The following is a 20618-nucleotide window of genomic DNA, read 5'->3' as shown; positions in this document are numbered from 1 at the left end:
CGCCTAAACCCATGGATACACGTCAGATACTGCAGTTCGTCAACGTCGGCTTGGTAGCCCCGCGGGAGGATCGACGTAGATGACCGCAGCCGAACTGTCAGCCATGCTCCCCGCGATGCTGCCGCGTCTCTGGAGCTTCGCGCTGCGAATCTCCGGCGACCGGCACGACGCCGAGGATCTCGTGCAGGGCGCGTGCGTCCGTGCGCTCGAACGCGCGCATCAGCTACGACCAGGAACCGCGCCGCTCAGCTGGATGTTCTCGATCGTGCAATCCACGTGGCTCAACGAACTCCGCGCACGCAGCGTGCGTCGGCGCTCGGGCATGGACTGGGACGACGACCTGCTCGAAACCATCGCCGATCCCACCGCGCCGACCCTGGAACAGCAGGCGCTCGATGCGCAGATCGTCAGGGCGGTGCAGCGGCTGCCCGAAGCGCAGCGCGTGGTCATGCTGCTGGTCGCGGTGGAAGGGCTCAGCTATGGCGAAGCGGCCGAGGCGCTCGGCGTACCCATCGGGACGATCATGAGCCGGCTTTCGCGTGCCCGTCAGACGATCGGCGCCCTGTTCAGCGATGGAAAGGAACGACCCATGAAGGGCGCAGCGAAGAGTGAGGATCAGGGGGCATGAAAATGGACGACATCCTGCTCATGGCATACGTGGATGGCGAACTCACGTCGCACGAGCGAGAGGAAGTCGACAGGGCGATCGACACGTCGGCCGATATCGCCAGGCGGGTTGCCCTGTTCGAAGCATCGGTGTTGCCTTATCAGTATGCGTTCCAGCGCCAGGAATGGCCGCCGCTGCCGCAGAGCCTGGTCAGCAAGGTCGCTGAAATCGCGCGGGCGTATACCGGGCCTTCGGCGCCGTCCGCGGCCGGCGGCGTGCGTCGAAAGGATGCGCCGGCGTCGCGGCCCAACGCGCACGCGCTGTCTTCCGCACCGGTTCGCTCGCGCATTCGCGCGATGGTGCCGTGGCTCGCTGCCGCGTTCGTCGCGGGCGCGTTCTGCTGCGGCGCCGTCCTGCACTTCGTGCCGCAGGATGCGCTGATGACCGCGCGGACGCAGATATCCCCGTGGATCATGGCGGCCGTGAACTATCAGCGGCTCTATACGCGCGACACCGTTGCTTTCGATTCGTCGAATCTTGCGGCCGCCGCGCATATGGTTGAAAACATTCGCCGCGACGACGGGCTGCGGATCCGCATTCCGGACCTGCGCTCGGTCGGGCTGACCTTCAAGCGCATACAGCGGCTGAATTTCAATCACAAGCCGCTGGTGCAGATCGTCTATCTGCCCGAAAAAGGCTTGCCCGTGGCGCTGTGCGTAATGAAGGACGAACGGCCCGACACGGCGCTCGCGCGACAACAGGTCGGCAGCATGGAGGTCGTGACCTGGCGCCGTGCCAGCGTCACCTATGCGCTGATCGCCGCGCCCGGCGACACCGATCTCGGCGCGATCGGCAAGCGGATCGCCGACAACGGCATCGAAGAAGTGCTCGGTGAGCTGCAGCAGGCCGGCCCGGCGATCGCGAGCTGAGCGTTCGCGACGGCGACACCGTGAGCGCGTCGCGGCCGGCATGCCGGTGCGTCACGGGCACCGCGGTGACGCCGATAGGTGGCTTCTGTGGCTATCGGGCGCCGGCGTCGCCGCCGCCACCACGGGCGGATTCGGCGACGCGGCTGCGCTGTTGGCGAAGGCGACGGTGTATCCGATCTCGCGCGATAGGCTGAATGTGTTCGTCCGTCTCGGTCGACCTGGCTGCCTGCCCCGGTCGACCGCGCGCGATCGTCGCCCGTCACGAGCGCGCCGCGGCCTTGGCTTCCAGCATCTTCACGAGCAGATGGAGTGTCCGATTGACCGGCGTGCCGATGCGTGCGGCCATACCGCGCCGAACGACCGCGCCGTTCAGATGGTCGATTTCGCCGGGCTTGCCGCGCGCCAGATCCTGCGCTGTCGACGAATACTGGCCCGGAGGAATCGTCGCTTCGATGTGCGCGACGATATCGGCCGGCTCGTCGTCGACATGCACGCCTTCGGCCGCGGCGACGGCGATGCATTCGGCGACGATCGCGCACATCGTTTCGCGCAACGCATCGCGATGCGGCATCTCGCCCAGCGGCAGGTGCACGATCGCGGAAATCGCGTTGTATGCGCAGTTGAGCATGAACTTGCGCCAGAGTACCGCGCGCACGTCGTCGGCGATCCGGGTGGGAATGTCCGCTGCGCGCAGCACCTGTGCCAGCCGTTCGCTGGACGGCGACGCTTCGATCGCGAGATCGCCGCGGCCATGATGGAGCAGATGCCCGGGGCCGGCCATCTCGCTCGCCACGTAGACGGCCGCGCAAATGACCGGCTGCGCGATCTCCGCACGCAACAGCGCCGCGTTGTCGACGCCATTTTGCAGGCTGACCACGATGGCGTCCGGCGCCAGCACATGACGCAACCCGCGCGCGGCCTCGGCGGTATCGCCCGCTTTCACGCAGATGAAGACCACATCGGCCGAACCGGCCGCGGCGATGTCGGTCGACGCATCGGCGGACACGCGCGTATCGAACGTGCGCGTCTGAATGCGCAAGCCGTGGTCGCGGATCGCGTCGACATGCAGCGGACGGCCAATGAACATGACCTCGTGGCCGTGCAGCGCCAGCATGCCGCCGAAGTAGCAGCCGACCGCGCCGGCGCCGAGGACTGCAAACCGCATGTTGTCTCCGAGGGAATCAATGAACATGGCATGCGCGAACAAGCCGCATGGGTGAAACAGGCACGTCGGCCCGTCCATGCACGTCAAACACGCGAGACCGCCGGTTTATTCCCGGCACCGCCGTGACGCCGATAAATCGATGCGCGACGGAATGACGCGAACACGTCGCGTGTTCTCGTGAGGTGGCACGTCATCGGCACGGGATCGGCATGCCGATCCGAAACCCAACCTCTTCCAGGAATGAATTCATTGAACGCGTCTCAGATTCCGCTTGCGCCGCCCCGTCCGCTGACAGGCAGCGACCACCGAACGCTGGTGCTCGCCGCGCTGGGCGGCGCACTAGAGTTTTACGACTTCGTGATTTACGTGTTTTTCGCGACGGTCATCGGTCAATTGTTCTTCCCGCAGTCGATTCCCGACTGGCTGCGCCAGGTGCAGACGTTCGGGGTGTTCGCGGCCGGCTATCTCGCGCGCCCCCTCGGCGGCGTGATCATGGCGCATTTCGGCGATCTCGTCGGCCGCAAGCGCATGTTCACGATGAGCGTGATGCTGATGGCACTGCCGACGTTGATGATGGGGTTGCTGCCGACTTACGCATCGATCGGCGTCGCCGCGCCCGTGCTGCTCCTGCTGTGCCGCGTGTTGCAAGGCGCGGCCGTAGGCGGCGAGGTGCCCGGCGCGTGGGTGTTCGTGTCCGAGCACGTGCCGCCGCGCCATGTCGGCTATGCGTGCGGCCTGCTGACGGGCGGCCTCACGCTCGGCATCCTGCTCGGCTCGCTGATCGCGGCGGGGATCAACCAGCACTACTCGCATGCCGCCATCGGCGCGTATGCATGGCGGATTCCGTTCGTGATCGGCGGATTGTTCGGGATCCTATCTGCATTTCTGCGACGCTGGCTCCATGAAACGCCCGTGTTCGTCGACATGAAGCGCAGCCGGGCGCTGACCCGCGAAGTGCCGTTGAAGGCGGTGCTGCGCGATCACGGCAGGGCCGTGCTGGTGTCGATGATGCTCACATGGACGCTGACCGCCGCGATCGTCGTCGTGATCCTGATGACGCCGACGCTCGTCGCGAAGCGTTTTCATATCGAGCCGGCGCTTGCGCTGCAGGCCAATTCGGTCGCGACGCTCTGCCTGATCATCGGATGTATCGTCGCCGGTACGGTGGCCGGACGCATCGGCACCGCCCGCACGATCTTCTGCGGCTGCCTGCTGCTCGGCGCATCGTATTTTTTCATGCTCCGGCAGCTCGCCGTCGATCCGTCATTGCTGCTGCCGCTCTACGCGGTATCCGGCTTCTTCGTCGGCGCGGTGGCGGCAATCCCGGTCGCCATGGTCAATGCATTTCCGCCGGTCGTGCGTTTTTCGGGGATCTCGTTCTCGTATAACGTCGCGTATGCGCTGTTCGGCGGCCTGACGCCGGTGTTCGTGTCCGTGATGCTGAAATCGAACCCGCAGGCGCCGGAAATTTATGTGGGCGCGCTGTGCATCGTCGGCGCGCTGGCAGGCTTCGCGTTGCGCCCCGCACGGTCGTCATCTGGGATCGAGGCGGCCATTTCGAAGCAGTGACCGGCCCGCACGACGATCGGGACCTGCGTTGACGTGAACCGGCGCGGGTCGACCGTCGTCCAATGTGTTCATGCGCGATGGCCGGCGGCATTCCCCGAGCGCGCTGGTCGGCCTATCTCCGGGCGCCGCACGGGCATACAATTTGCCCCACGCGAAAAACCCGCTTCGGAGGCATTCCATGAAACCACTTTGGCCGCTCCACCCGCTTCACTCGCTGCTCGCGATCTGTGCGCTCGCAACGTTCGGGCCATACGCAACCGCCGCATCGACGGCGCCTGACGTGACCCTCGGCCGCGCGGACTACGGCACGACCGCCGCGGGGCAGGCGGTGAGCCAGTACACGCTGGCCAACGCGCGCGGCGTGACGCTGAAGCTCATCACGTACGGCGGCATCGTGACCACGCTCGAGGTGCCCGACCGCACCGGCAAGATCGCCGACATCGTGCTCGGCTTCGGTTCGCTGCGCGACTACGAAGCGCACAACGGCAACATCCATTTCGGCGCGTTGATCGGCCGTTATGCGAACCGCATTGCACGCGGGCGCTTCACGCTCGGCGGCAAGACGTGGACGCTGCCGGTCAACGACCCGCCCAACACGCTGCATGGCGGCCCCGACAGTTTCGACGCGAAGGTATGGACGGTGACCGGCACGCACAGCGACGGGAACGGCGCGAGCGTGACGCTGCGTTACGTGAGCGCCGACGGCGAAAACGGCTTCCCCGGTACGTTGACGACGGACGTGACCTACACGCTGACGCGCGACAACCTGGTCCGCATCGACTATCGCGCGACGACGGACCAGACCACGGTCGTCAACCTGACCAACCACAGCTATTTCAACCTGGCCGGGCAGGATGGCGGCAGCGTCGAGCGGCAGTTGATCGAGATCGCCGCATCGCGTTTCACGCCCACCGACGCCACGTCGATCCCCACCGGCCAACTCGCGAGCGTGGCGGGCACGCCGATGGACCTGCGCCAGTTGACGCCGATCGGCGCGCACCTGCGTGACAACGATGCGCAGCTCGTCGTCGCGCATGGCTATGACCAGAACTGGGTGCTCGACCAGGGCGGCCAGTCGGCGCCGGCGTTTGCCGCGCGCGCGTACGATCCGGCGTCCGGGCGGTTTCTCGAGGTGTACACGACGCAACCGGGGCTGCAGTTCTATACGGCCAACGGGTTGAACGGCAGCGTCGCGGGCAAGGGCGGGCGAGCTTACCGGCAGACCGACGCGTTCGCGTTGGAAGCCGAGCACTTCCCCGATTCGCCGAACCATCCGTCATTCCCGACGACCGTGCTCAAGCCGGGGCAGACGCTGCACGAGGTGACGGTGTGGAAGGTGGGCGCGCGATGATCGCGTTGACGCGCGGCGGGATGCGGTACGTCAATGCGACGACACATACACCGCATCGTCGAACGCCGCCGGAATCGCGAACTGCGCGCGCATGCGCTTCGTCTCCTGCGCGGGCGTGAGCCCGAACAGCCGCTTGAATTCCCGGCTGAACTGCGACGGGCTCGTATAGCCGACCGCATAACCGGCCGCCTCCGCGGTCAGGTCCTGGCGCACCATCAGCAGGCGTGCCTGATGCAGTCGCGTCGACTTCAGGTACTGCATCGGCGACACCTGCGTGATCGCCTTGAAGTGGCTGTGGAAGCTCGGCACGCTCATCCCGGCCTCACCGGCCAGGCGCGACACGTCGAGCGCCTGCGCGTAGTCGGCGTGGATCACGCGCAGCGCGCGGCCGATTCGGCCGAACTGGCCGCGCATCGCCAGCGCGTTTCTCATCGCGCTGCCCTGCGCGCCGGTGAGCACGCGGAAATACAGCTCGCGCAGCAGCCCCGGGCCGAGCACCGCCGCTTCGAGCGGCCGATGCATCGCCTCGACGAAACGCAGCACGCTCGCCTGCATCGCTTCGTCCATCGGCGTCGACATCATGCTCCGCGGCGCCTGCACGGGCTCCGCGAGTCCTGCACGATCGATCTGCGCGGCCAGTTCGGCGGCCATCGGGAAATCGAGGTGCAGATACAGCGCGAGCAGCGGGTGCTCCGCCGTCGCGTCGGTTTCCATGCTGAACGGCACGGGCACCGACACCGCCAGATAGTGATCCTCGTCGTACAGATAGCGTTCGCCGCCGAAATAGCCGCGCTTGCGGCCCTGGCACACGATCACGATGCCGGGGTCGTACAACACCGGCGTGCGCGACAGCGCGCGGTTCGACCGCAGGATGCGCACGCTCGGCAGCGCGGTCAGGTTGTAGCCTTCGTCGGGCGCCAACGCGTGCAGCAACGCGATCAGACGTTGGCGGCCGCGCGCGGGCAGCGACGGCGATCGGGGCGAGGAGGGCGCGGCGCTCATAGTTTTGTGCAAGAAAATCAGCAGAATTGGGCTTATTCGGCGTAGGTCGTCAGACTAGTATGCATGCTTCGATCGACATTTGGGAGAAGCTCACATGGCATCCGGCAACCTCATGCTTATCACCGGCGTCAGCAGCGGCTTCGGCCGCGCGCTCGCGCAGGAAGCGCTGGCCGCGGGTCATACGGTGGTCGGCACCGTCAGAAGTGAAGCGGCGAGGCAGGCGTTCGAAGCGCTGGCCCCGCAGGCGGCGATCGGGCGCGTGCTCGACGTGACCGACTTCGAGCGCATCGACGGCGTCGTCGCGGACATCGAGACGAACGTCGGCCCCGTCGACGTGCTGGTGAACAACGCCGGCTACGGGCACGAAGGCATCCTGGAGGAGTCGCCGCTGTCGGAGATGCGCCGGCAGTTCGACGTGAACGTGTTCGGCGCGGTCGCGATGATCAAGGCCGTCGTGCCGTTCATGCGCGAGCGCCGGCGCGGCCGCATTCTGAACATCACGTCGATGGGCGGCCACATCACGATGCCGGGCATCGCGTATTACTGCGGCAGCAAGTTCGCGCTGGAAGGGATTTCGGAAACGCTCGGCAAGGAGCTCGAGCCGTTCGGCATCGCGGTGACCGCCGTCGCGCCGGGCTCGTTCCGCACCGACTGGGCCGGCCGCTCGATGGCACGCACGCCGCGTTCGATCGCCGATTACGACGCGATCTTCGATCCGATCCGCCAGGCGCGCGAGGAAAAAAGCGGCCGGCAATTGGGCGATCCCGCGAAGGCCGCGCGCGCGATGCTCGCGGTCATCGCGGCGGACCGTCCGCCGGCCCATCTGTTGCTCGGCAGCGATGCGCTGCGGCTCGTGCGCGCCAAATGGGCGGCGCTGGAAGACGAGATGCGCGCATGGGAGGCGGTGACCGTGTCGACGGACGGTTGACGCGCAATGGCTCGCGTGTCACGCATCCGCGCTCGGCTGCGTGACGCACGGATGCAGTGCATCGTGGCCCGATCGAACGATCAGGCCTCGGCGCGCGAGCAAACGGCTTCGATGTTGTGCCCATCCGGGCCGATGACGAACGCCGCATAGTAGTGCGCGTGATACTGCGGGCGCAGGCCGGGTGCGCCGTTGTCCTTGCCGCCGGCCGCGAGCGCCGCACGGTGGAACGCGTCGACCTGCGCGCGCGTGTCGGCCGCGAATGCGAGGTGAAGATGGGCCGGCTTCTCGTCGGTCTGGAACAGGCACAGCGTCGGCTTGCCCGGCACGCCGAGTTCGACGCCGTAGGTCGGCACGCCTTCGTCGAGGACCGCCACGCCGAGCGGTGCGAGTGCTTGGAGAAAGAACGCCTTGCTGGCTGCGTAGTCGCTGACACCGAATTTGACGTGATCGAACATGAATGTCCCTGAAGTGAGTGGGGCTGCACGGCGGATCCGACGCGATATTGCCATACCGCGCGGCGGCCCGCCGGGCCTCGTTCATGCTGATTCAGTTCATTTCATGACAGGGTCGCGGTTTTCCGCTACAACAGCTAAGTGCCGCATCGGTCGGCGCGGTGTGCCGCCGCGCCGCGGTTCGTGCCGACACCCGCCCGGGTGCCCGGCCGGCACGCGTTCATCTACCCCAAAGGAGCCTGCAGCCATGCCTTACATCACCACGAAGGACAACGTCGAGATCTTCTACAAGGACTGGGGCCCGAAGGATGCACAGCCGATCGTGTTCCACCATGGCTGGCCGCTGTCGTCCGACGACTGGGATGCCCAGATGCTGTTCTTCGTCCAGAAAGGCTATCGCGTGATCGCGCACGACCGCCGCGGGCACGGCCGCTCGGCGCAGGTGTCCGACGGCCACGACATGGATCACTACGCGGCGGATGCGTTCGCGGTGGCCGAGGCGCTCGACCTGCGCAACGCAGTGCACATCGGTCACTCGACCGGCGGCGGCGAAGTCGCGCGCTACGTGGCCCGGCACGGCGAGCCGGCCGGCCGCGTCGCGAAGGCGGTGCTGGTCAGCGCGGTGCCGCCGCTGATGCTGAAGACGGACGCGAACCCGGAAGGCCTGCCGCTCGAGGTATTCGACGGCTTCCGCAAGGCGCTCGCCGACAATCGCGCGCAGTTCTTCGTCGATGTGCCGAGCGGCCCGTTCTACGGCTTCAACCGGCCCGGCGCGACGGTGCACCAGGGCGTGATCCAGAACTGGTGGCGCCAGGGCATGATCGGCAGCGCGAAGGCGCACTACGACGGGATCAAGGCCTTTTCGGAAACGGACCAGACCGAGGACCTGAAGGCGATCACCGTGCCGACGCTCGTGCTGCACGGCGAAGACGACCAGATCGTGCCGATCGCGGATGCCGCGCTGAAGTCGATCAAGCTGCTGAAGAACGGTTCGCTGAAAACCTATCCGGGCTACTCGCACGGGATGCTGACGATCAACGCGGACGTGCTCAACGCCGACCTGCTGGCTTTCGTGCAGGCATAACGGTGTAAGCGGTGCATGCCCGCTTCGGCGGGCTGCGACGCCGATGTGCGGGCGGGATGGCGGCCACCGCGTTTTCGCCCGCTAGTCGTTGCGCAGGAATACGACGTAGCCGCGGAACCACGGATTCGCGGCGAGGTACGGCGGCGCGTCCCACTCGCCGCCCTGGATCACGCCGATGCGAAACGGCAGCTGCAGCCGTGCGACGCGCGGCAGGTAGGCCGCATGGTCCGGAATCGTGCTGCGGCCCTGGTAGGTCTGCACGACCACTTCATCGACGATCCCCCTGAGCTGGTTGACCTGGTCGGTATCGATGCGGCTGCTCCAGTCGAGCAGCCCCGTGATGCTCAGCCGGCAATCGGCGGGCAGCGTGTCGCGCAGCGTCCGCAGGAATTCGAGGTAATCCTGCAGATGCCGCGTGCGCGCGTCGAAGTCGATCTGGATACCGGTGATCGTGCGGCCCGACGCGCGCCAGCGCTCGAGCTGCGCGAGCATGATCCGCGTCACGCGCGGCGTCCAGCGCAGCGTATGCGCACGATAGACGAGCCACACCCGGGCGTTCGGCGCGGGCGGCAGCGCGACGCCCTGCGCGATGACGCGTACCTGCGACTCGTCGCGCGGCGACGCTTCGATCTGCCCTTGCAGCACGTACAGCGTGCGCGCGCCGCTGACGACCGGCTGCGGCTTCACGCCGGCCCACAGCCAGAACGCGTCGTACCGCGCGGCGTCGACGGTGCCGGCCAGCGCGACGCGGCAGGCCAGCAGCAGAACGACACACGCGATGCGCTTCACGCGGCGCTCACCAGTAGTAGCGGAGCTTCTGCGCCCACGGCGTGCCCGGATACGCGGTTTTCAGCGTGTCGAACCAGCGCTTGCGCACGTTCTTCGGCACGTCCTTGCCGCCGCATTCGTTGGTGCCGCCTGGCGCATAGCAGTTGATCGAGCGGTAGAGCGCGTACGCGCGGTCGTTCGGGCTGGCCTGCGCATCGGCGATCACGGTCACGTAGCTCGACATCCGCTCGTACGGCTTGCCCGCGAACTGCGACGGCGCGCCGCCGAGCGTCGGCGGCACGCGCGTGGCGGCCGCCGCCGACGCGTTGCGCATCCACGGCGGCACCGCGTCGCTCTCGAGGCCGACCGCGGGCGGATGAAGGCGCACGAAATCGGCGAGGCAGTTCAGCCCTTTCGCGTCGGCGGGATTCTGTTGCAGCGCCGCGGCGATCTCGCGCGCGGACGGGCACACATAGCCGTCGTCGTTCCGGGCGCCCGACGCGATGAACGGTTTCAACGGAGCGGCGGGCGCGCCGGATACCAGCGCGGTATCGGCGATGAAGTCGGCGTAGTGCGAGCGCGTGAGCTCCTTGTACAGCAGCGTGTACAGCGCGGTGTCGCGCAGCGCACCGCCGGCCGCCTGGTTCTGCGCCTGCGTGCGCAGCAGGTCCGCATTGGCCGTGTGCTGCAGCAGGACGGCCCGGATCGCGGCGTTTTGCACGAGCGAATCGTCGGCGAACACGTCGTTGACGAGCCCGGCCTGCTCCAGGTTGATCGCGAGCGCGAGTTCCAGCGCCTCGCGCTGGAAGCGCAATTTCGCGAGCGGAATCAGGTCGCGCCACAGCTGGCGTGCCTTGTCGCCCTGGCCGCTATCCTCCAGCGCGAACGCGCGCAGCGCCTGCTGGCTCAGGCCGAAGTAGTCGAGCGGCGCGGCGGGCGTCGGCGGCAGCAGCGCGAGCGCGGCATCGGGCTTGCGTCCGATCTGCACATACCAGGTGGCGAGCAGGTAGTCGTACAGCGCGGGCGCGTTCGCGAAGCGCGGTTTCTGCGCCTGCAGGTCGTCCAGCGTCAGCGGCTTGCCGCGGCTCGACTCGCTGTTTTCCGGCGTACGCATGCGCAGCAGGTCGACGGTCGCGAGCACGGTCGGCGACTGGATCTGGCGCGCGTCGAGTTCCGATCCGAACAGCAGCTTGCTGTCGAGTTCGTTCGCCAGCTGGATCAGCGGCACGTTCGACGTCGCCGGCGACCAGCGCGCGAGCGCGTGACCGTAGAGGTCGGCCTGCTGTGCGACGTCCCCGCCGAGCCACGCGACGCGCCGCAGCAGCCCGTTGGCGGAAACCGCATAGCGCCCCTGCGGATACACCTTCAGGTAGGTGCGAAACACGGTGTTCGCGGCGTCGAGCGACACCTTCGTGACGCGTGCGCGCGAGGGCGTCGGGTTGTCGTTGTCGAATGCGTTGGCCTGCGCGGCGTTCAGTTGCGCGCGCCCGGCCATATAGAGGCCGGTTTCCTTCAGCCACGGGTTCGCGCTGTGCGATGCGCTCGCGAAGGCGCGCGTCGCGGCGTGGAAGTCGGCACGGTAGAACGCGTTCGCGCCGTCGAGGTACGTGGCGAACTGCTGGCCGAGCGGCGACTTGACCGGCGGCTTCGTCCACGCGGCGCTTGCGCCGCCCGCCGCACAGGTTTTCTGAGCGATGTCGGCGCGCGCCGCGCGCAGGCGGGCGGCTTCGTCGGGGGGAAGGCCGCCGGCACCGTCCAGTGCGTCGTTGAACGCATCCGCGCCCGCGTCCTTGCTACGACAGATGCTGCCTTCGCCGTCGGCGTACCGGTTCGACGGCGCATCGGCGTCCGCTGCGCCGCCGGCCGGGTCGGGCGCCTTCTGGCCGATATCGATCCACCCGGAAAAATCCATCGGGAACGGCACGATCATCTGGCTGATCCGGTCTTTCGGCGGGATGGTTTTCGGATCCGGAAACACCCGCGCGACCTTGGCGCTGTCGACCATCATCAGCATCGCGTTGATGCGCGTGTCGTTGGCGGGGCTCAGCATCGGCACGTTGCCGCACGAGTACGTACCCTGGCGGAGCGTGGGCGGCACGTTGCAGCTGTCGTCCGAGCTGGCGTGGGCGGCGGGCAGGCAAAGCAGGCTGGTCGCCAGTGCGGCGAGCAGGTTTCGGTTCAGCGTCGGGTTTCTCGGCATTTTTCTTGTACTAGGTGGGGCCGCGAGGGCCGGTTCTCTCAGCGGGCATTTCGCCTGGGCGCGTATCGTACCTCACGAGCCGGTTCGGTCGCCGGCCCGGCGAGATGGAAGTCCACTCACTGTAGACGCAACGCCACCTTGAATCCGGAGCGCATGAATTAAGATGCAGCCGGCAGTGACGGACATCCGGCGATCGACGACAAGTCGTCGTCTTCGCCGTCCGACGGGGGTGGTCTGCAGAAGGCGGCGTTCGGGTTGATCCGCGCGACGGAATCGATCCTGACGGGGACATGAAACGGCGCCGCGTTGCATGCCTGTTCAATAGTATTGCTAATCGATCGGCCGACAGACGCGATGCGGCGGCGTTTCGGCCAACGGCAGACGAGAGCATGCCGAAAAAAGAAAACAAGAGGATTCCGATGAAACCCATTACATGGTTGGTCGTGTCAGCCGTTCTCGCGCTGAGCGCATGCGGCGGCGACGACGTCGCCACGAACGGCGGCGCGTCGTCGTCGACGCCCGGCATTCCCGGTTCGCCGTCCGGGACGACACCGCCCGGCGGCGGTTCGAGCGGCGGCCCGACGGGCGGCGGCACCGCGCAGCCGCAGGCCGGCTGGTCGACGGCCGTCGCGGTGGACGGCAAGGGACCGGAAGGGGACCCCAGCGTGTCGATCGACGCGAGCGGCAATGCGCTCGCCACGTGGATGACCCTTGGCCCGGCCGGCACGAACGGCAACGAAATGTGGGGCGCGCGCTATGTCCCGGGCTCGGGCTGGGCCAGCGCGACGCGGCTCGACACGAGCGACGGTTCGCACTCGATGAACGGGCTGACCGGCGTTCAGCCGCAACTGGTCGGCAACGCGAGCGGGCAAGCGGTCGCGTTCTGGACGGAATGGATGCCGGGCCCCAACACGTACGCACTGTGGGCGCGCCCGTACAGCCCGGCTACCGGATGGGGCGCGCCGCTCGAGCTGGCGGCGGACATGGCCGGTTCGTCCTATACGGCCGGGATCGACAGCCAGGGCAACGCGCTCGTCGCGTGGACGCAATCGATCAGCCTGCTCGATACGCGCATCGCATGGACACGCTATACGCAGGCGGGACAGTGGTCGCCGACGGCGCTGATCCAGATGCCGGTGCAGACCGGGCCCGGCGCGGTGACCGGCGATACCGACAACGTGAGGCCGATGATGTCGGTGCTGCCGTCCGGCCGCGCGGTGCTCGCATGGCGGCAGACCAACCATACGAAGTCGGCGCTGTGGACGGCGACCTACGACGCGACCAACGGCTGGACCGACGTCAACCAGGCCGTCTCGAACTCGAGCCTGTTCACGACGATCATCTCGCCGGTGGCCGGCATGGACGCGAAGGGCAACATCACGCTGCTCTGGGGGCAGCTCGACGTGACGGGCGGCCAGATCCTCACGGCGACGATGTCGCAACGCTACGTGGCCGGCACCGGGTGGCAGCCCGCGCAGCCCGTCGTGCCGGCGATCGCGGAGCCGACCGGGTTCATCGCGACGCCGATGCTGACCGTCAACGAAAACGGCGTGGCCGCCGCGATGTGGGCCGAAGGGGGCGCCGTGCTGCAGGCGAGCGTATCCGATGCCAGCGGCAACTGGGGACCGCTGCAGCGGCTGACGGAGCACCTGAACGGGGCGGCCGCGCAGTATCCGCCGCTGGTGATCGACGCGGCCGGCAACGTGACGGCCGCCTGGCAGGACACGGGCTTGCCGGGCGCGTCGGCCGTCATCGCGGCCACCTACCGGAACGGTGCATGGAGCGCGTCGACGGTGGCGGCGCAGAGTGCATCGTGGCCGGCGCTGGCCGTCAACGGCACGGGGTCGATGGCGCTTATCTGGCAGTCGTATGTCGCGAGTATCGGCAGCCAGCTGCAGTCCAGTTTCTATACCCCCGGCTCGTAAATCGCGTTGCGCGGGAAACCGAAGGAGAAACGATGAAGCAAACCTTGCATTGCACCGTACGGACCGCGCTGGGCGCCGCGGTTGCCGGCCTCGTGCTGTCCGCGTGCGGCACGACGCAGATGAACATGGTCGACGTGCAGACGTCGACCGCGAAGACGCTCGGGCTCGCGTCGTCCGACGAGATCACCATCGCCAACGTGCAGTACGGGAAGAAGGACGCGCTGGGCGGCCAGAAGGTGAGTTACAACGCGACGACGGGCAAGGGCCGGCGTTTCGGCTGTACGGTGTTCATGATTCCGGGGCTCACGCCGATAGATCGGCCGACGTACAACAACTGGGAGTGCCATCCGCAACGCTGATGGCTGCGATCACGACGACGCCTGCCGCGGGGCGTCGGTCGACCGCTTGTGGACGATATGCCGCGCCGGCCTTGCGTCGGCGCAATTTGGTCCGATAATCGACGAACCGATTCATTCCTTCCCGTCGGCTCGATAAAAAAACCGTCATGGATCAAGCGGCATTCGTCCCTGTTTTCAAGTTTCGCACGACCGATTATCCCGAGCCGGACCGGTTCCACGTCTGGGTCAAGGACATGCTGTGCGACTACCGGCTGGAGGACCCCGGCGGCCACGGCCCGTTCGACGCGCAAGCGAGCGGTGCGGCGCTCGGCCCGCTGATCCTGTCGGGCCGGCAATGGCGCTCGCGCGCGCCGACCTATATGGTTCACCGGACCACGCGGCGGATCCGGCTCGACGGGCAGGATTCGATCCGCTTCACGCTGCTGCTCGGCGGCCGGCTCGCGAGCCATACCGGCGGCCCCGAGCTGATCAAGCGCGCCGGCGACGTGTTCGTGTACGACGTCGCGCAGATCAACGACTGCCGGGTCGAGGCCGGCGACGTGATCAGCCTGGTCGTGCCCAGATACCTGCTGCCGAGCCATGCGGCGCAAGCGCACGGGCAGACGCTGACGAGCGGCGTGGGCCGCCTGGTCGGCGATCAGATGCTGTCGTTGTTCCGGAATCTGCCGGACCTGCGCATGCACGACGTGCCGAGCGTCGTGCAATCGTTGTTGCTGCTGCTGGCGGCGGCGGTGGCGCCGAGCGCACAGGCACTCGGCGAAGCGCGCGGCCCGATCGACAACGCGCTGGTCGAGCGCGTGCGGCGCTACATCGACCTGCACCTGCTGGAACCCGACCTGACGCCCGAGCGGATCTGCCGGGACATCGGCGTGTCGCGGGCACGGCTCTATCAGCTGTTCAAGGAAGAGGGCGGCGTGATGCGGCAGATCACGCGCAGGCGCTTGCGTCACGCATACCACGTGCTGGCCGATCCGCAGCGCCGCCATCGGCGCATCGCGGAAATCGCATGGGCGCACGGCTTTCCCGACGAGAAGTATTTCCACCGGCTGTTCAAGGCCGAGTTCGGCCATACGCCGAAGGAAACGCTCGAGTGTGCGGCCGCGCCGGTGCTGCTGCCTTGCGGTGCGGGCGACGATCGATGGGGCGACGGCGGCCGGCTGGCGGGATGGACGTTGCCGTTCGGCGTGCTCACCAATTGAGCGGGCCGCGCGACGCCGTTATGCGGCGGCGGCCCGCTTCGACCTTCACGCGCACGCGCTGCTCGCGACGCCGCCTTCGTCCGCGTCGTCGATCGCGGCGCGCAAGTCGTCGATGGCCACCATCAGTTCGCGGACCTGCCGCAACGACGGGTATTGATGCAGCACCGCATGCCATTGCGGCTGCGTCAGCAGCGCCTGCCAGATCACACCGAGGCCGGCCGGATCGGTATCGGGCTGCCGCGCGAGCGCGCTCGCGTATTCGAGGCTCGCCTGCGCCGACAGCAACTGCATCCGGCTCGCGGCGCCCAGCAGGCGCGGCGTCGCGTCCGCGGACGCATCGCAGCAATAGAGTACTTCCCGTCGCAGCGCCGCGTCGTCGGTCGTCAACGCGCGCAGCGACGCGCCGTGCACGCGCACCGTGCCCTGATGCGTCTCGAACGAATAGATCGTGTCCGCGTCGGCCTGCGCGAGCAGGTTCAGGCCGCGCAGCAGTCGCGGCAAATCGGTCGTCGCGGCGTCCGCCGACGCCTTCGCCTCGACGAGGAAGCGCACGTTCCACACGGGCGCCGCTTCGTCGCCGCGCGTGCGTTCGAGCAGGATCGCATCCCATTCGGTCTTCGCGCGGTCGTGGCGGCCCGGTATCGATGACGGCACGCGCATCGACGTGACCACGCGGTACATGCGCTTCTGGTCGATCGCGTCGAGCCGGCGGGCCAGTGCGTCGAGCGCCTGCGCGGCCAGCGCTTCGACGGCCGCGCCGCGCTGCTGGGACGCGACGCCCTGCGCGACGGCGACCGTGCTGCCTTCGAGCGGGCCTTGCCGGACCCACAGTGCGCGGTATCGACGGACGTGTTCGTCCGATGCCAGCGCGTCGAGACGCAGCAGGCGTTCGAGTGCGGCACCGTCCTTCAACTTCACGATGTCCTGCTCGAAAGGGGTGTCGGTCGCCATGCCGGGCAGCGCGAGCAACTGCTCCAGCGTGGCATGCAGTTCTCCCCACGATGCGGACGTTGCGGCCGCATGCAACCGCGCGAGCCCGTCGCGCTGCCACGCCTGCGCGCTGCGCTCGAGCTTGGCCGGGTGCGCGATCGCGTTGACGGCCGAGTGCAGCGCGCGCCGGTCCTGCTCGGCATGCGCATGCAGCGACGCGTATTCGCGCACGCTCGGCGCGTCGTGCCGCAGGACCGACGCCTGAAACGCGTGATCGCCGGCATGCGGATCCATCGCAGCGCGGATCATGTGCGCAAGGGCATCGATGAAGCGCTGCCGCAGCGCCGCGCCGGGAGACCGGTCGTCGGCCAGCATCCGGCGTGCGTCCTCGATCACGCGCGCGAGGGTCGCCGCCGGGTTCGTGGCATCGGCCGGCGTCGGCGCGCCGTCGAACGGCGGCAGCTGATAGCGGCGCGTGACGGAGAGCAGGATTTCGTCGAGCAGGGCGGGCAGCGGTGTCAGCGACATGGCGTATGGGCGTGAAAGCGGTTCGCGTGCCCGCGGTTCGAACCGCGGGCGACGATGTGCAACGTTATCACGCCGGGCAGGACGAAGCCGGCCGGCGGGCCACGAAACGCGAGCGGCCGGGCATGCAGCTGGCGACGGTCCGCCGCCAACCCGCCGTCGTGGATCGGCTTCAGCTCGTGACGCCGTCGACGTCGTGCGCAGCGCGCTGCACGTTCATCAGGATCGCCGGGCCGCGTTGACGTGGGCTTCACCCCAGCCCGGGCAGCGGCGCCCGCGCCAGGTTACGCCGTCAGCGTTACCGACAGGCTGCCGAGCTCGCCGAAGCGCACGGTCAGCGCATCGCCGAGCGGCACGTCGATCGCGCCCGCATACGAGCCGGTCGTCACGATCTGGCCGGCGCGTGCGCCGTCGCCGCGCGACGCGAGGAAATTCACCAGCCATACGAGCGGCTTGAGCGGATCGCCGTCCGGATGGCGGCCGTCGATCGTGCGATTCAGCGCGCCTTCGAACGACAGCGCGAGCGTCTCGAGCGGCACGTTCAGGCCGTCCGGCACGACGGGGCCCACGCACAGCCCCTGGTTGAACTGCCCGTCGGCGAGCAGTTCGAACTTCGACGCGCGCGCGGGCTCCGCATAGCGGCAGCCCAATACCTCGAGCACGATGCGCACTTCGCGGATCGCGCCGCGTACGTCGTCCTCGTCGTACGGCTGCGCGCGGGCCGGCAGGTCGCGCGCGAGCACGAACGCGATTTCCGGCTCGATCCGCACGATCGGGCCGCCGACGACGCGGTACGGCGCATCGGCTTCGCGGATCGTCGACGCGAAGATCGGCGCGACGATCACGCGGTCGGGCGGCGGCAATGCGCATTTCCATCCGCCGATCGTTTCGCCGAGCAGATCGGCGACGCGATGCTGGATCGCGAGCGCGGTGTCGACGTTCTCGGGGCGGAAGGCGTCGGGCAGCAGCGGGCCGGGCGCGCCGGCATGGCGGGCGGCGACGAGATGCTGGGCGGCGCCGTCCACGCGTTCGGTAGTCGTTGTCATGTCGGTTGAGCGAGTTGAAAGTGAACCGGCAAAAAGGGGCCGGACGAAGATCGCAGCTCTGATGATAGCGCCTTCGGCAGCCTGGCTGCTCGGTCGCGCGGCGCGGCCGCAGGCCCGGCACGTCGATTTCCCCGCGTGGCGCTTTGCCGCACGACGGGCTTCGGACGGACCTTGATCGCCGTCAACCCTCGAACCCGCCGTCCGCCGATGATGGGGGCATGGCCGCGCGCGACCGCTCGCGGCAACTCACCCCAGCGAGGTTCGTATGTACAAGAAGATCATGGTGGCCATCGACGGCAGCGCTTCGTCGAAACAGGCGCTTGCCGAGGCCGTGAAGATGGCAGTGGCGGCCGATACGCATGTCAGCGTCGTGTACGTGGTCGACAAGTCCGTGCTGTTTACGTACGCGGGCCGCTTCGATCCGCATTCGCTCATCGAGGAAATCCGCGACGACGGGCGCAAGGTGCTGCGTGAAGCCGAACAGATCATCGCGCTGGCCGGCGCGAAGGGCGAGGGCGAACTCGTCGAGACCGAGACCATCGGCGAGGACATCGCGGAACGCCTGCAGCGTTACGTGAAGGAGTGCGGCATCGAGCTCGCGGTGGTCGGCACGCACGGGCGGCGCGGCATCCGGCGCGTGCTGCTCGGCAGCGTCGCCGAGCGCTTCGTGCGCGGCGCAACGTGCCCGGTGCTGCTGGTTCGCGGCGACGACGGCGACGTGCCGGCGTCCGCCGCGGCGGCCTGACACGGGGGCGCGCGATGATACGTCGCCAGTCCCGGATCGTCGTCGCGACGATCGCCGTGTTCCTGTCGCTGGCGGGGATGATGGCCGTCGTGACCGGGCTGCTGTTCGACCAGGCGATCGCGCTGCGCGGCGGTGCGATCGCGTTGATCGTCGGCGTGGCCGGTTTCGTCGTGATGCTCAACCCGGGGCCCAAGGGTGAAGGGTGAGACGGGGAAGACACCGGTCTTCTCTTAACGGCGCGTGCCGGCGCCCGGTAGTGGCCGCCGGGGCCCGACGATCACGGCCTGCCGCGTGCGGCGGGCCCGTGACGGATCACGTGCCCGTCGTACCCGACGCCGACGCACCGGCCTCGGCAGGCTTCTCCTGCACATTCAGCCGCTTCAACGTTTCCGCCAGCTCCGTGTTCTTCGGCTGAATCTTCCTCGCCTGCGCGAACGCATCGCGCGCTTCATCCTGGCGGTCCAGCTTCCACAACACCTCGCCCTTGTGCGTGAGGCCGGTCGCCCACGCTTCGCGCGTGTCACTGTCGCCGTCACCATTTTTCTCGAAGATCGCGATCGAGCGGTCGAACCACGTGAGCGCTTCGTCGTTGCGGCCGAGCCGATATAGCGCCCAACCCTTGCTGTCGAGCGCATACGCATCGTCGGGCGCTTTCGCGAGATGCGCGTCGATCATCGCGAGCCCGCGATCGACGGCGACGCCCGCGTCGACCAGCCGATAGCCGGTGTCGTTCAGGCGGTCGTCGGGGATCTCGCCGAGATCGAGCACGGCGGCCACGCGGCCGGCGTCGCGTTCTTCGGTCGCGAGCGACAGCAGCTTGATGACGATCTGCTGGCGCAACTCGCTGCCGATCCGGTCGCCGTTGGCGACCAGGCTGCCGAGGTATTGCGTGTACAGGTCCGGCGAACCCGGTACGTTTGCGCTGTTCGCAATCGCCGCGCCGGGGCCCGCGCACCAGTCGGTGTCGGCAGAATCACCCAGCATCCCGGTGTACAGATTGACGGTGCGCGGCGTGCGTGATTGCGCGTAGTACGTGTAGCCGTTCGCGTCCGAGTGGCCGCACGCCAGATATTCGTGCTCCACGTCCAGCAGGTAAGGGAAGCCGCGCAGCGGCGCGTCGCTGCCCGCATTGACGAGCCGGAACGATTCGCCCAGGTCGCCGTCGCCGATGACCGGGTTGAACACCCACTGCTTCTGCGGATGCGATTTCGGCAGCCGGATCCGCACGGTGCGGCCGGCGTCGTCGGTCGTGCCGAATACGACGCTGTCGTGCTGGCCCGGCTTGACCGGCAGGCCCGCGATGACCTGGCCCGGCAGGAACAGCCGGTAGCGCGCATTCGGCAGCGGCTGGTGCGTGACCGGGTCGCGCAGCACGAACTGATGGACGTAGGCGCCTTTGCCGAGCGACGTCGTCGGCGCGATATAGGTGCGGGCGTGAGCGGCGGGCAGCGTGGCGCAGCCGATCACGGCGGCAATGCATGCGGTGAAAAGGCGTGATGTCATGAAATGCGGTTCTTATAGGTAAAGGTGTTATTGACCGACGGCCGGTAAACCTTCGAATGCATTGCGCAGTCTTCTATAAACAACGTGCTGCGGGCCGGCGATCGCCCGACGGGAATCGCCGTTCATTCAATGCCATTCGAGGCGGATTGCGCCCGACCGATCCACGGGGAAACGGACGGGCAGGCGCAGCGGAGCGCCCGCGTGCAGCATAACAGGTGGTGCCGCTCGATCGTCCTGTTTGCGATCGTTGCAGACGGATGAACGATATCGTGATTTGTATCAAATCGTGATACGTCGCTTCGCCCGACAATGGATTCGACCACGGTGAGAA

At 67.8% G+C, this 20618-nt stretch carries 20 protein-coding genes; 12 read left to right on the top strand and 8 right to left on the bottom strand.

The annotated features are described in order from the left end of the window. Positions 1–79: 79 nt before the first annotated feature. Together ABIC50_RS14720 and ABIC50_RS14715 are read left to right on the top strand one after the other, a co-directional pair. Entirely contained in the window at positions 80–628 is a 549-nt protein-coding gene (locus ABIC50_RS14720; protein WP_011660629.1) for an RNA polymerase sigma factor, read from the top strand. Beyond that, positions 625–1536, top strand: a complete 912-nt coding sequence (locus ABIC50_RS14715) for an anti-sigma factor family protein (RefSeq protein ID WP_354164933.1) — start codon at positions 625–627, stop codon at positions 1534–1536. The genes ABIC50_RS14720 and ABIC50_RS14715 overlap by 4 nt, the downstream gene beginning before the upstream one ends. Positions 1537–1795: 259 nt before the next feature. Here ABIC50_RS14715 and ABIC50_RS14710 read toward each other — a convergent pair whose 3' ends face one another. Further along, a complete protein-coding gene (locus tag ABIC50_RS14710; protein ID WP_354164930.1) occupies positions 1796–2701 on the bottom strand; it encodes a ketopantoate reductase family protein in 906 nt (301 codons plus the stop codon). Between the two features lie 240 nt (positions 2702–2941). On the opposite strand from ABIC50_RS14710, the gene ABIC50_RS14705 reads away from it, so the two are divergent. Together ABIC50_RS14705 and ABIC50_RS14700 are read left to right on the top strand one after the other, a co-directional pair. After that, positions 2942–4270 (top strand): MFS transporter, encoded by a 1329-nt coding sequence (locus ABIC50_RS14705; protein ID WP_354164927.1) that lies wholly within the window; start codon positions 2942–2944, stop codon positions 4268–4270. Positions 4271–4448: 178 nt separating this feature from the next. Beyond that, complete coding sequence (locus ABIC50_RS14700) at positions 4449–5621, top strand: aldose epimerase family protein (RefSeq protein ID WP_354164924.1); 1173 nt, start codon at positions 4449–4451, stop codon at positions 5619–5621. 30 nt (positions 5622–5651) lie between these two features. Here ABIC50_RS14700 and ABIC50_RS14695 read toward each other — a convergent pair whose 3' ends face one another. After that, entirely contained in the window at positions 5652–6623 is a 972-nt protein-coding gene (locus ABIC50_RS14695) for an AraC family transcriptional regulator (protein ID WP_354164921.1), read from the bottom strand. A gap of 94 nt (positions 6624–6717) precedes the next feature. On the opposite strand from ABIC50_RS14695, the gene ABIC50_RS14690 reads away from it, so the two are divergent. Beyond that, positions 6718–7551 carry an oxidoreductase gene (locus tag ABIC50_RS14690; protein ID WP_354164918.1) on the top strand — a complete coding sequence of 278 codons (834 nt, stop codon included), beginning with the start codon at positions 6718–6720 and terminating at the stop codon, positions 7549–7551. An 80-nt stretch (positions 7552–7631) separates the two neighbouring features. Here the strand turns inward: ABIC50_RS14690 and ABIC50_RS14685 are convergent, their stop codons facing one another. Next, positions 7632–8006 (bottom strand): VOC family protein, encoded by a 375-nt coding sequence (locus tag ABIC50_RS14685; RefSeq protein WP_354164916.1) that lies wholly within the window; start codon positions 8004–8006, stop codon positions 7632–7634. Positions 8007–8250: 244 nt separating this feature from the next. Between ABIC50_RS14685 and ABIC50_RS14680 the strand changes: the two genes are divergently transcribed. Further along, positions 8251–9087 carry an alpha/beta fold hydrolase gene (locus ABIC50_RS14680; protein ID WP_175679614.1) on the top strand — a complete coding sequence of 279 codons (837 nt, stop codon included), beginning with the start codon at positions 8251–8253 and terminating at the stop codon, positions 9085–9087. A gap of 81 nt (positions 9088–9168) precedes the next feature. Here the strand turns inward: ABIC50_RS14680 and ABIC50_RS14675 are convergent, their stop codons facing one another. Together ABIC50_RS14675 and ABIC50_RS14670 are read right to left on the bottom strand one after the other, a co-directional pair. Continuing rightward, positions 9169–9876, bottom strand: coding sequence for a DUF3142 domain-containing protein (locus ABIC50_RS14675; protein WP_354164913.1), 708 nt, complete (start codon positions 9874–9876; stop codon positions 9169–9171). 7 nt (positions 9877–9883) lie between these two features. Further along, the gene (locus tag ABIC50_RS14670) at positions 9884–12055 is read right to left on the bottom strand and encodes a PA5441 family protein (RefSeq protein WP_354164910.1); all 2172 of its coding nucleotides are present in this window, start codon (positions 12053–12055) and stop codon (positions 9884–9886) included. Between the two features lie 419 nt (positions 12056–12474). Between ABIC50_RS14670 and ABIC50_RS14665 the strand changes: the two genes are divergently transcribed. The 3 genes from ABIC50_RS14665 to ABIC50_RS14655 all read left to right on the top strand — a co-directional run bounded on the left by ABIC50_RS14665 (position 12475) and on the right by ABIC50_RS14655 (position 15538). Beyond that, complete coding sequence (locus ABIC50_RS14665; protein ID WP_354164908.1) at positions 12475–13980, top strand: hypothetical protein; 1506 nt, start codon at positions 12475–12477, stop codon at positions 13978–13980. A 32-nt stretch (positions 13981–14012) separates the two neighbouring features. Next, positions 14013–14339 (top strand): hypothetical protein, encoded by a 327-nt coding sequence (locus ABIC50_RS14660; protein WP_011660617.1) that lies wholly within the window; start codon positions 14013–14015, stop codon positions 14337–14339. A gap of 146 nt (positions 14340–14485) precedes the next feature. Then, a complete protein-coding gene (locus ABIC50_RS14655; protein WP_354164905.1) occupies positions 14486–15538 on the top strand; it encodes a helix-turn-helix transcriptional regulator in 1053 nt (350 codons plus the stop codon). Between the two features lie 45 nt (positions 15539–15583). Here the strand turns inward: ABIC50_RS14655 and ABIC50_RS14650 are convergent, their stop codons facing one another. Further along, the gene (locus ABIC50_RS14650; protein ID WP_354164902.1) at positions 15584–16996 is read right to left on the bottom strand and encodes a 3-deoxy-D-arabino-heptulosonate 7-phosphate synthase; all 1413 of its coding nucleotides are present in this window, start codon (positions 16994–16996) and stop codon (positions 15584–15586) included. 5 nt (positions 16997–17001) lie between these two features. On the opposite strand from ABIC50_RS14650, the gene ABIC50_RS14645 reads away from it, so the two are divergent. Then, positions 17002–17235: a hypothetical protein gene (locus ABIC50_RS14645; protein WP_354164899.1), complete on the top strand. Its 234-nt coding sequence runs from the start codon at positions 17002–17004 to the stop codon at positions 17233–17235. A 42-nt stretch (positions 17236–17277) separates the two neighbouring features. Here the strand turns inward: ABIC50_RS14645 and ABIC50_RS14640 are convergent, their stop codons facing one another. Further along, positions 17278–18039, bottom strand: coding sequence for a 2-keto-4-pentenoate hydratase (locus ABIC50_RS14640; RefSeq protein WP_354164896.1), 762 nt, complete (start codon positions 18037–18039; stop codon positions 17278–17280). A 265-nt stretch (positions 18040–18304) separates the two neighbouring features. Between ABIC50_RS14640 and ABIC50_RS14635 the strand changes: the two genes are divergently transcribed. After that, positions 18305–18784 carry a universal stress protein gene (locus ABIC50_RS14635; RefSeq protein ID WP_105832331.1) on the top strand — a complete coding sequence of 160 codons (480 nt, stop codon included), beginning with the start codon at positions 18305–18307 and terminating at the stop codon, positions 18782–18784. Between the two features lie 14 nt (positions 18785–18798). Further along, the gene (locus ABIC50_RS14630) at positions 18799–18990 is read left to right on the top strand and encodes a DUF2964 family protein (protein WP_011660611.1); all 192 of its coding nucleotides are present in this window, start codon (positions 18799–18801) and stop codon (positions 18988–18990) included. A 106-nt stretch (positions 18991–19096) separates the two neighbouring features. Here the strand turns inward: ABIC50_RS14630 and ABIC50_RS14625 are convergent, their stop codons facing one another. Beyond that, entirely contained in the window at positions 19097–20287 is a 1191-nt protein-coding gene (locus ABIC50_RS14625) for a tetratricopeptide repeat protein (RefSeq protein WP_354164893.1), read from the bottom strand. Between the last annotated feature and the right edge of the window lie 331 nt (positions 20288–20618).

This window comes from Burkholderia sp. 567 (assembly GCF_040545115.1).
GTDB classification, from domain to species: Bacteria; Pseudomonadota; Gammaproteobacteria; order Burkholderiales; family Burkholderiaceae; genus Burkholderia; species Burkholderia ambifaria.
Note: the sequence above shows the minus strand (reverse complement) of the source record. Positions and strands in the feature narration are given on the sequence as shown.